This is a genomic window from Longimicrobiales bacterium (assembly GCA_035764935.1).
In the GTDB taxonomy this organism is placed as follows: domain Bacteria; phylum Gemmatimonadota; class Gemmatimonadetes; order Longimicrobiales; family RSA9; genus DASTYK01.
The window spans coordinates 24652-35673 of sequence record DASTYK010000071.1; the positions used below are offsets into that span (position 1 = coordinate 24652).

An 11022-nucleotide genomic window follows, 5' to 3' on the forward strand; every position below is an offset into this window, starting at 1 on the left:
GCTCCGGCAGCACGGGGCGCGGCTGGAGGACTCGGAAACGGAAAGGCCCGGCAGAAATGCCGGGCCTTTCCCGTTGTCATGCACCAGGTCTGCTGCACCGCGGAGAGCTTCTTCGGCCTGAGGCTCGTTACGCGCTCTTCCCCGCCAGCAGCTCCTTCGCGTGCGCAAGCGACGTCTCGCTCTCCGGATCACCGCCCAGCAGCCGAGCGAGCTCCGCAACGCGGGCCTCACCAGCAAGCTCGTCGACTGTGGTGGTCGTGCGGGCGCCACGCTCCTCCTTGCGAACGAGCAGGTGGTGCTGTGCGCGGGAGGCGATCTGCGGCAGGTGCGTGATGACGAAGACCTGACGGTCGCGCGCGACGTCGCGCAGCTTGTCGCCCACGGCGTGCGCGACCTTGCCGCCGATGCCGGCGTCGACCTCGTCGAAGACCAGTGTAGGCACGTCATCGAGGCCGGCCAGGATGGTCTTGAGCGCGAGCATCACGCGGGACAGCTCACCGCCGGAAGCGATGCGCGCGAGTGCGCGCGGCTCGAAGCCCTTGTTCAGGGCAATGCGGAACTCGACGTCCTCGGCACCGTGGGGTGACGGCTCGTCGACGTGCTCCAGCACTACGTCCATCGTGCCGCCGTCCATTCCGAGCTGCGGCAGGATCGTACCGACCGCCTTGCTGAGCCTGCGTGCAGCGCGCGCCCGTGCGGCGGACAGCCTGGCGGCGGCCTGCACGAACGCGGTGCGCGCCTGCTCCGCAGCCTGGTCGAGCTGGCGACGCTCGAACTCCGCGCGGTCGAGCGTATCGAGCTCTGCACGCGCCCTGGCACCGACCCCGATCACCTCGCCGACGCTTGCGCCGTACTTCAGCTTCAGTCGGTGGATGCGGTCGAGCCGGCGGCGGATGAAATCGAGGCGCGCCGGGTCACCCTCGATGGCCGTCGCGTACTCGCCCATGCGGCGGCCCAGCTCCTCGAGGTTGTAGAGCGCCGCGGCGAGCATCTCGTGCGCGTCCTGCTGCGACGGATCGATGCGCACCAGGTGATCGAGCGTCCGTCGCATCTCGCCCAGACGGGAGCTGAGCGACTCGTCCGCGGCGTACAGGTCCAGGTGCAACGAGTTCGACAGCCGTGCGAGCTCCTCGGCATGATCGAGTCGCGACGCCTCCGCCTCCAGCTCCTCCTCCTCGCCTTCCCGCAGCTCCGCCGACTCGATCTCCTCGGCCTGGAAGCGCAGGAAGTCCTTGCGCTGCTCGGCCTCGCGGCGGCGCTCGTCGAGCGCGTCCAGCTCGCGCAGCGACGCACGCCAGTGCGCGTGCGCCCGTTCGACTTCGGCCGCGAGTGGGAGCGCGTCCGCGTACGCGTCGAGGATGCGGCGCTGCTCGCTCCTGCGCAGCAGCGTCTGGTACTCGTGCTGGCCGTGCAGATCGACGAGCTGCCGACCGATCTCGCCGACCAGTGCGGCCGTGCTCGCGGCACCGTTGATCCACGCGCGGTTGCGTCCCTCGGCCGCGACCTCGCGGCGCAGGATGAGCAGCCCCTCCTCGGTCTCGATCCCCTGCTCCGCCAGCGCACTCACGATGGCGGGGTGTGCGCTGACATCGAAGACACCCTCGACGCTCGCGCGCTCCGCGCCGGTGCGCACCACGTCGGCGGACGCACGCTCGCCCAGCAGCAGCGACAGCGCGCCCACGATGATCGACTTGCCTGCACCCGTCTCACCGGTGAGCGCGTTCAGCCCCGCCTCGAGACGCAGCGACAGGCTCTCGATGACGGCGAAGTTGAGGATGCGCAGCTCGATCAGCATACGCGACGTTGCATGGAGGGTGGGACGAGCGGCGCCATGTGCGGTCAGCCGCGCGAGCCGCGTCGTTCGTGCTCGAGTCCCCAGTGCAGCTTGCGACGCAGCGTGCTGAAGAAGCTCTGCGAGGCGAAACGCACGAGCGGAACGGTCGCGGTGCCGCGACGGACGACGAGCCGGTCCTGCGGGTGCAGGTCGGCACCATCCTGGCCGTCGACGGTGAGGATCAGCTCACCGGTCGTCGACACGACCTCGATCGTGATCTCGACCGTGTCGGGCAGGATCAGCGGTCGCAGTACGAGCGTGTGCGGGCAGATCGGCGTCGCCAGGATGCAGTCCACGGAGGGATGCACGACCGGTCCGGACGCAGACAGCGAGTACGCGGTTGAGCCGGTGGGTGTCGCGAGGATGATCCCGTCGGCGGTGTACTGCGCGACCTGCTGGCGATCGGGCCCCACGAAGACGGCGAGGCGAATGACGCGTGCGAATCCTCCCTTGTGCAGCACGGCGTCGTTCAGCGCGAGAAAGGACGGTCCTTCACGGCCGGTCCCATCGACGACGCGCGCCTCGAGGGTGAAGCGCTCGTCCAGCCAGTAGTCGCCGCTGAAGACGCGCGGCAGCGCTTCCTCGAGCTCGGACGGTGCGATGGACGTGAGGAAGCCGAGGTTTCCGAGGTTCACGCCGAGGACCGGGACGCTGCGCGTTGCCACGAGACGCGCGCCGCGCAGCAGCGTGCCGTCACCGCCCAGCGTGATGAGGAGATCGACGTCCTCGGGCCGGAACTCCGTCGCGCCGGGGAGGCGATCGAGGAGCCCCTCCTCTGCGCGGATCTCGACGTCCTGCGCCTGGAGCTGCCGGCGCAACACGTCGAGCGTCTCCGCGAGGCCGTCGCCGTGCGCCGGACCGATCACGCCGACGCGGCGAAATGCGGTGGCGACGTCGGGCATCAGGCTGTCGAACGCACCATGTCCACGGGCAACGTGGACGCCACCGCGCGCACGCGCTCGCAGATGCTGTCCACGTCGAGGCCGCACTCGGCCAGCTGCTCCTCGCGCGAGGCGTGCTGGATGATGCGGTCCGGGACGCCGAGGATCTCGTGCACGAGCGGGTGCTCGCGACGGTGCGGCTCGAGCGCGGCAGCCATCAGCGCACCGAATCCGTTCACGACCGTGCCCTCCTCGATCGTCAGGATCGCGGAGTGATGCGACGCGGCCCACGCGAGCGTCGTCTCGTCGTACGGCTTCAGGAACCGGCAGTTCACGACGCTGACGTCGACGCCCTCGGCGGCGAGCCGCTGTGCGGCCTCCAGTGCGGGCATGACCATCGTTCCGACGGCGAGCAGTGCAACCTGCCGGCCGCGGCGCAGCACCTCCCACGTGCCCATCTCGACCGGCGGGATCTCCGCCAGCGTCGGTACCGGTGCGGGCACGTTGTCGCGCGGGTAACGCAGCGAGAACGGCTGGTCCTGTTCGACGCCCAGCCGCAGCAGGGCGAGCATCTCCGCGCCATCCTTGGGCGCGGTCACGACCATGTTCGGCACCGCGAGCAGGTACGCGATATCGTAGAGCCCCATGTGTGTCGGCCCGTCATTGCCGACCAGGCCACCGCGATCCATCGCGAAAACGACCGGCAGGTTCTGGATCGCCACGTCGTGGATGATCGAGTCGTACGCGCGCTGCAGGAACGTCGAGTAGATCGCGACCACCGGGCGGATCCCTTCGGTCGCCAGTCCGGCGGCGAACGTGACGCCATGCCCCTCGGCGATGCCGACGTCGTAGTAGCGATCCGGGAACCGGTCACCGAAGGCGCCGGTGCCGGTACCGCTCGGCATGGCGGCGGTGATGACGACGACGTCCTCGCGCTGCTCGCCCAGCTCCACCAGCCCCTTGCCGAACGCGGCCGTGTATGCCGGCGTCGCGGTCTTCTTCTTCGTGATCTCGCCGCTGAGCTTGTCGAACGGCGTTGCACCGTGCCACACGACCGGGTTCTGCTCCGCGAGCGGGAAGCCCTTGCCCTTCTTGGTGATGACGTGCACCAGGCGCGGCCCCTCCCACTTCCGGACTTCCCGGAACGTGTCGACCAGCTGGTCGAGGTCGTGGCCGTCGATCGGGCCCACGTAGCGGAAGCCGAGCTCCTCGAACAGCATGCCCGCCGTGAAGAACCCCTTCGCACCCTCCTCCATCTTGAGCACGAGCTGCTCGAGCCGGCCCGTGAGCCCGCCCTCCGACCGCTGCAGGAACTGCTTGATCTCGTCGCGAATCCGGTTGTAGAACGGGTTGGTGATGATCCCCGTCAGGTACTTGTGGATCGCACCGACGTTGGGCGAGATCGACATCTCGTTGTCGTTCAGGACGACGATGAGATCACGATCCGTGTGGCCGGCGTTGTTCAGCGCCTCGTATGCGATGCCGCTCGTCATGGAGCCGTCGCCGATGATCGCGACGACCTTGAAGTCGTCCTCGTTCAGGTCGCGCGCGGTGGCGATGCCGAGTGCGGCGGAGATCGAGGTGGCCGCGTGGCCGGCGCCGAAGACGTCGTACTCCGACTCCTTGCGCGACAGGAAGCCCGACGGCCCGGTCTTCGCGCGGATCCGCGCGAACGCCTCGTTGCGGCCGGTCAGGATCTTGTGCGGATAGCCCTGGTGACCGACGTCCCAGATCAGCTTGTCGTCCGGCGTGTTGAAGACGTAGTGCAGCGCGATCGTCAGCTCCACGACGCCCAGGCCGGGCGCGAAATGGCCGCCGGTGCGGCTGATCACGTCGACCATGCGTTCCCGTACGGCCTCCGCCACGACCGGCAGCTCCTCCTCCGTCAGGGTCCGCAGGTCCACGGGCGACTGAATCCGATCCAGAATCGACACAGCTCCTCCTGGTGGTCCGGGCCGGCGCAGGCTGCTGCGCCGCGAAGCCCGGAATATAGCTACCGATCCCGCTCTACGGCGAATGCGAGCAGCTCGAACAGCGCAGGATCCGCGACACCCGCGTCGGTCAGCGCCCGTCGGGCCCCCGCGGCGGCATCCGCGGCGCGGTCGCGGGCCTCGTCCACGCCGAGCAACAGGGTGTACGTGGCCTTGGCGCTCGCGCGGTCCTTGCCGGCCGTCTTCCCGAGCACCTCGGCGGTCGCCGTCTCGTCCAGCACGTCGTCGTGGATCTGGAAGGCGAGGCCGAGCTGTTCGCCGGCGCTGCGGAAGGCCCTGAGCACGTGCGGCGCCGCGCCGGCGGCCAGCGCGCCCAGCGCCATGGACGCCGCCATCAGTGCGCCGGTCTTGCGCCGGTGCGTCTCGGTCAGCGCATCGAGCCGCTCCGCACCCGCGAGGTCGAGCCATTGCCCGCCTACCATGCCGGCGGCCCCGGCGGCATGCGTCAGCTCGTGGACCATGGCCGAGCGGGTTGGCGGGGGCAATGCGAGCGCGTCTGCGGCATGCAGGAGCTGGCGCACGGCGAGCGGGATCATGAACGCCCCCGCTACCGTGGCCCTGCGCGCGTCGAATGCGCGGTGCGCTGTGGGCCGGCCGCGACGCAGGTCGTCGTCGTCCATGCACGGCAGGTCGTCATGGACGAGCGAGTACGTGTGGATGATCTCGATCGCCGCGCCGACCTGGTGGATGGCGTCGGAGGTGCCGCCGAGCGCGCGGTACGACATGGCGCAGAGGATCGGCCGCAGTCGCTTGCCGTCTCCGGCGAGGGCGTAGCGCACGGGCTCGGCGAGGAGCGGGGGCACGCCGTCGAGCAGCGCGCGGGCTGCGGCCACGAGAGCGGCGTCCGCCGCTGCGCGCTCGACGCCCAGCAGCGCCGGCCGGGCCTTCATTCCTCGTGAAACGGTTCGGTGGCGAGCGACCCGTCCGCTTCCTCGACCAGCCGCTCGACCTGCAGCTCCGCATCGCGCAGCATGCCGCGCACCTCGCGCAGGTGGCCGATCCCCTCCTCGAACAGGCGGAGCGCCTCGTCGAGCTCCAGCTCCTCACGCTCGAGCCGGGCAACGATCTGCTCCAGGCGCGAGATGCGCTTTTCGATCGCGCCGGATCCGGTGTCAGCCATTCGTCGCCTCCGGCAGCTCGATCGTTCGTACCCCGCCAGCGCTGCAGTCGACGACGCCGTCGGCGACGCGCAGGGCGAACTCCGCACCGGGCTGGAACTCGCTCACCGAGCGAAGGATGCGACCGTTGCGCGCCAGCGGAACGGCGTAGCCGCGGCGCAGCGCGGCCAGCGGGGAGAGCGCATCGAGCATCTCGGCGCAGCGGTTTGCGCGCTCCTGACGGGCATCGATCAGATCGCGGATCCCCTGCTCCAGCGCTTCCGCCGCGCCGTCGATCGAGTCACGCGCCGCATTGACGCGCCAGTCGATCGCGCGCTGCATCCGCGTGCGCAGCCCGTCCGTTTCGCGCGACAGGGATGCGTGATCGGGTACCGCGCGCTCCGCCGCGGCGCTCGGCGTCGGCGCGCGGTAGTCAGCGACCAGGTCGGCGATGGTGACGTCGATCTCGTGACCGACGGCGCTGATGACCGGCACGCTGCATGTCGCGATCGCGCGTGCGACCGGCTCCTCGTTGAATGCCCACAGGTCCTCGATCGAGCCGCCACCGCGACCGACGATGATGACGTCGCAGAGGCCGACGCGATCCAGCCGTGCGAGCGCCCGCGCGATATCAGGGGATGCGCCTTCACCCTGCACGCGTGCGGGCGACAGGACCACGCGCGTCCAGGGTGCACGCTTCTGCACCACGTGCAGGATGTCGTGCAGTGCGGCACCGGCCGCAGAGGTCACGACCCCGATGGTGGACGGATGCGCGGGCAGCGGCCGCTTGCGCTCCGGCGCCAGCAGCCCCTCGCCTTCCAGCCGACGCCGCAGCTTCTCGAACGCGAGCCGCCAGAGTCCATCGCCGCCGCCCGCCTCGAGCTCGCGCACACCCAGCTGAAAATCGCCGCGCCGTTCGTAGAGCGTGAGCGTACCGAACACGCGCACCTCCATGCCCTCCTCCGGATCGGCAGGAAGACGGGCGGCATCACGCGAGAACATCACACAGCGGACCTGTGCGTTCCGGTCACGCAGCGTGAAGTAGCAGTGGCCGCTGGATGCGTAGCGCTTCCACCCCGTGACCTCGCCCCGCACGAAGATGGGCGGGAACGAGCCCTCGATGATGTTGCGGGCGTAAGCATTCAGAGTGGACGGCGTGTAGTCATGCTGCCCTGCGTTCTGCAACGACCAGCTGCTGCCCTGCCGGACATACGCGCGCCGCGGCGGCCGCGCATCGCCCTCGAAGAAATCCCGCATCAGCGCGCAACCGCCTCCGACGCCGTGATCGCACGCGCCGCGCGCAGCGTGTTCTGCAGCAGCATCGTGATCGTCATGGGACCGACACCACCGGGAACCGGCGTGATCGCCCCCGCGACCTTCTCCGCCTCCTCGAACTGCACGTCGCCCACCAGCCGGTACCCGCGCTTCGCGCTCGGGTCCTCGACCCGGTTGATGCCGACGTCGATCACGACCGCACCCGGCTTGATCATGTCACCGCGGATCATCTCCGGCCGGCCCACGGCCGCGATGAGAATATCCGCCTGGCGCGTGATCGCACCCAGGTCCTGCGTGCGCGAGTGCGCGACCGTCACCGTCGCATCACCGCCACGCCCGTTCCGGAGCAGCAGCAGCGCCATCGGCCGGCCGACGATGGTCGAACGGCCGACGACCACGGCGTGCCTGCCGCGCGTGTCGTAGCCGGAGCGCAGGATCATCTCGATTACGCCGGCCGGGGTGCACGGCGCCAGCACCTCCGTATCGCCGACCGCGAGGCGCCCCGCATTCACCGGGTGAAAGCCGTCGACGTCCTTGGACGGATCGATCGCCAGCAGCACGCGGTTGGAGTCGATGTGCTTCGGCACCGGCAGCTGGCACAGGATGCCGTGCACGCGCGGATCCGCGTTCAGCCCCTCGATCACGCCGAGCAGCTCGTCTTCCGACGTTTCCTCCGGCAGCTTGATCGTCCGCGAGTAGAAGCCGGCCGCCTCCGCCGCCTTGCCCTTGGAACGGACGTATACCTCGCTCGCCGGGTCATTGCCGACGATCACGACGGCGAGGCCGGGCTGTACGCCGGTCTCCTCGCGGAATGCCGCGGCGTCCTGCGCGATCTCCGCGCGGATGGTTTCGCTCAGTTCGGTGCCGCTGATGATCTTGGCCATTTGCTTTTTTTCTACCACGGAGTGCACAGAGGGCACTGAGTTATTTGTGTTCTACGCTCTGCTAATTATAACGGAAATTTTCACCGCTGAGACGCGGAGGGCGCTGAGTTTTTCTGGTTGGCTTCGACGCGTGGAGGGAGGCCCGTTTTTCATCCGGTCCTGATGCAGCCTCGGAGCCCGTTGTATTTGTAATGGCATTCACAGCGGGTGCCAATGCTACAGACTCCGAGGGTGAATGGAACTCGAGCATGATGCATCCCACGTCGATCTCACCCCACGGCGAACCGCTACAAGAAAACCCTGTGCATCCTCAGTGTGCTCAGTGATCTCTGTGGTTGACAACGCTGTTGGGCGTGGCTCGAAAACTCCGCGCCCTCCGCGGCTCAGCGGTGAAAAAGATCCGTTCGAGACTACCGGGCAAAATCAACAGCGCGCGTCTCACGGATCACGACCACCTTGATCTGCCCCGGATACTGCAGCTCGTCCTCCAGCTTGCGGGCGATCTGCTCGCTCAGCTCCGACATGGTCGTGTCGTTCACGTTCTCCGGGTCGACGAGCACGCGCACCTCGCGGCCGGCCTGGATGGCGAAGCAGCGCTCGACACCGGGGAAGCCGTTCGCGATCTCCTCCAGCTTCTCGAGGCGCTTCACGTAGGTCTCGAACATCTCGCGCCGCGCGCCGGGGCGGGCGCCGCTGATCGCGTCGCCGGCGGTGACCAGGAAGGTCTCGGCGTAGCGGTGCGGCTCCTCGTCGTGGTGCGCCTTGATCGCGTTCAGCACCTGGTCGGGCTCGTTGTACTTCTTGCACAGGTTCCAGCCGAGCTCGACGTGCGTGCCCTCATGCTCGTGCGTGAGGCCCTTGCCGACGTCGTGGAGCAGGCCCATGCGCTTGGTCATGGTCGCGTCCAGGCCCATCTCGGCGGCCATGTTGCCGGCCACCCGAGCGACCTCCTTGGCGTGCAGCAACTGGTTCTGCCCGTACGACGTGCGGAACTTGAGCCGGCCCAGGACCTTGAGGATCTCCGGGTGGACGCCGTGCACACCGAGCTCGTAGCACGCTTCCTCGGCCGCCTGGATCATCCCCTCCTCGACTTCCTTGCGGCTCTTCTCGACGACCTCCTCGATCCTGCCCGGATGGATGCGCCCATCCGCCACGAGCTTCTCCAGCGCCAGGCGCGCAGTCTCGCGCCGGATCGGGTCGAAGCCGGAAAGGATCACGGCTTCGGGGGTGTCGTCGATGATGACGTCGATGCCGGTCGCCTGCTCGAACGCGCGGATGTTGCGCCCTTCGCGCCCGATGATGCGCCCCTTCATCTCGTCCGACGGAAGACTGACGACGGAGACGGTGCTCTCGGCCGTGTGGTCCGCGGCAATGCGCTGGATGGCGAGTGAGACGATGTTGCGAGCCTCACGCTCCGCTTCCCGCTTCGCGTTCTCCTTGATCTCGCGGATCGTGTTCGCGGCGCGGGCGCGCGCCTCTTCCTCCAGCCCCTGCATCAGCCGCTTGAGCGCTTCCTCGGAGCTCAGCCCCGCCAGCGCCTCCAGCCGCGCACGCGCCTCCTGCTCCACCCGCGCCGTCGCCTGGTCGCGCGCCTGCAGCTCGGCTGCCCTCGTCTCCAGGGCACTTTCCCGATCCGCGACCTGCCGTTCCTTGCCGTCCAGCAGGTCGTACTTCCGGTCCAGTGCGCTGCGACGCTCCTCGATCCGCTGCTCCGTCCGCTCCAGGTCCTCCCGGCGCCGCGCCTCCTCGCGCTCCCAGTCCTCGCGCGCGCGATACGCCTCTTCCTTGCCCTTCAGCTCGGCGGCCCGCTTGAGCCGTTCGGCCTCCGCCCCGGCTTCCTCCCGGATGCGCGCTGCGACGGATTCTGCATCGGCCTTGTGCCTTTGCAGTCGCCTGCGCTCGAGCCACCATCCGGCGAGCACGCCCACGAGGGCGGCGCCGACGGCGATCACGCCGAGCAGCAACGGAGAATCCATGATCACTCCAGAAAGGCGGCCCGGGGCCGCCGCGGTAGGCGACGTCTAACTGGTTATGACAGTTGAGGCTGCGGCGTTATCGACAGGTCACGCCGCGCCGTTCCGCGCAAAGTAGCGGGCGCGCGCGAGGCACCGCAAGGTGGGCTGGGGAGTGATCCGGGGGCGTTACCGCTGGGCGCCAACCGTGTCGGACGGCTCGAGGCGGGCGCGCACGTCGACGGTGAGCTGCTCTGCGAGGCGGCCGATCTCGTCACGGAGCGCCTCGGTCTCCCGGCGGGCCTGGAAGAGCTGGTCCGTCAGGGAGAGGGCAGCCAGGATGGCGGCCTTGTGGGTCTGGATGAGCGCGCCGCCCTGGAGGATCTCGGTGATCGTCTGGTCGACATGCGCCGCACACTCCACGGCGTACTCGGGGGTCGTGTCCGCACGAAGCGTGTACTCCTCGCCGGCGATCTCGACAGTGACGACGCTCTTCGCCTGGTCGCTCATCGGTCTGCCTCCAGGTAATTGAGCCGTGCGGCGATGCGCTCGACGAGCGCATTGGCTCGCGCGAGCCGGTCGATCAGCTCCCTGTTCTCGCGCTCGAGGGTGGCGGCTCGCTCGGACAGCTCGAGCGGGTCGAGTGCGCCGCTGGAAACGCGGCCGAGGGCCGATTCCAGCTCACGCACGCGCCGCTCGGCGGTCTGCGTGCGACGTCGCAGGGCATCGTGGGTCTCGAGCAGGCGTCGAACGGACAGCTCGAGGGCATCCCATTCCGGCGGCGGCAGGGGGGTCTGTCGATCAGGCACGGCGCGTGACTCCGTGGGACTGTTCCAGTGCGCGCAGGACGCGGGCGACGGCCTCGTCGATCTCCTGGTCGGTAAGTGTACGCTCCGGCGAGCGGAAATGCAGCCGGAACGCAATGCTGCGCATCCCGGCAGGAACGCCCTTGCCAGTGAACAGGTCGAAGGGTGCGACGTCCTGCAGCAGCGCGCCTGCGCTTTCGCGGATCGTCGCCTCGATGTCGCTCGCCGGGATCGCGACGGGCACGAGCAGCGCGAGATCGCGCTGAATACCGGGATACAGGGGCGGCTGTCGCAGCGTGAAC

The 11022-nt window shown here is 69.0% G+C and carries 11 protein-coding genes; all 11 read right to left on the reverse strand.

Features of this window, described 5'->3' with window-relative positions; all coding sequences use genetic code 11:
- Positions 1-127 precede the first annotated feature (127 nt).
- The gene (gene recN / locus VFU06_05585; protein HEU5208865.1) at positions 128-1795 is read right to left on the reverse strand and encodes a DNA repair protein RecN; all 1668 of its coding nucleotides are present in this window, start codon (positions 1793-1795) and stop codon (positions 128-130) included.
- Between the two features lie 44 nt (positions 1796-1839).
- Positions 1840-2736, reverse strand: coding sequence for an NAD(+)/NADH kinase (locus VFU06_05590; GenBank protein HEU5208866.1), 897 nt, complete (start codon positions 2734-2736; stop codon positions 1840-1842).
- A complete protein-coding gene (gene dxs / locus VFU06_05595) occupies positions 2736-4649 on the reverse strand; it encodes a 1-deoxy-D-xylulose-5-phosphate synthase (protein ID HEU5208867.1) in 1914 nt (637 codons plus the stop codon). Before dxs ends, VFU06_05590 begins: the two co-directional genes overlap by 1 nt.
- A 59-nt stretch (positions 4650-4708) precedes the next feature.
- Positions 4709-5596: a polyprenyl synthetase family protein gene (locus tag VFU06_05600; protein HEU5208868.1), complete on the reverse strand. Its 888-nt coding sequence runs from the start codon at positions 5594-5596 to the stop codon at positions 4709-4711.
- Positions 5593-5826 (reverse strand): exodeoxyribonuclease VII small subunit, encoded by a 234-nt coding sequence (gene xseB / locus VFU06_05605; GenBank protein HEU5208869.1) that lies wholly within the window; start codon positions 5824-5826, stop codon positions 5593-5595. Before xseB ends, VFU06_05600 begins: the two co-directional genes overlap by 4 nt.
- The gene (gene xseA, locus VFU06_05610; GenBank protein ID HEU5208870.1) at positions 5819-7060 is read right to left on the reverse strand and encodes an exodeoxyribonuclease VII large subunit; all 1242 of its coding nucleotides are present in this window, start codon (positions 7058-7060) and stop codon (positions 5819-5821) included. Before xseA ends, xseB begins: the two co-directional genes overlap by 8 nt.
- The gene (gene folD / locus VFU06_05615) at positions 7060-7962 is read right to left on the reverse strand and encodes a bifunctional methylenetetrahydrofolate dehydrogenase/methenyltetrahydrofolate cyclohydrolase FolD (GenBank protein HEU5208871.1); all 903 of its coding nucleotides are present in this window, start codon (positions 7960-7962) and stop codon (positions 7060-7062) included. The genes xseA and folD overlap by 1 nt, the downstream gene beginning before the upstream one ends.
- Positions 7963-8372: 410 nt before the next feature.
- Positions 8373-9938: a ribonuclease Y gene (gene rny / locus VFU06_05620; GenBank protein ID HEU5208872.1), complete on the reverse strand. Its 1566-nt coding sequence runs from the start codon at positions 9936-9938 to the stop codon at positions 8373-8375.
- A 165-nt stretch (positions 9939-10103) separates the two neighbouring features.
- Positions 10104-10424, reverse strand: coding sequence for a cell division protein ZapA (locus VFU06_05625; GenBank protein ID HEU5208873.1), 321 nt, complete (start codon positions 10422-10424; stop codon positions 10104-10106).
- Positions 10421-10723, reverse strand: a complete 303-nt coding sequence (locus VFU06_05630) for a hypothetical protein (protein HEU5208874.1) — start codon at positions 10721-10723, stop codon at positions 10421-10423. Before VFU06_05630 ends, VFU06_05625 begins: the two co-directional genes overlap by 4 nt.
- Positions 10716-11022 (reverse strand): hypothetical protein (locus VFU06_05635; protein ID HEU5208875.1); only part of this gene is annotated, 307 nt, incomplete at its 5' end. The genes VFU06_05630 and VFU06_05635, both read right to left, overlap by 8 nt.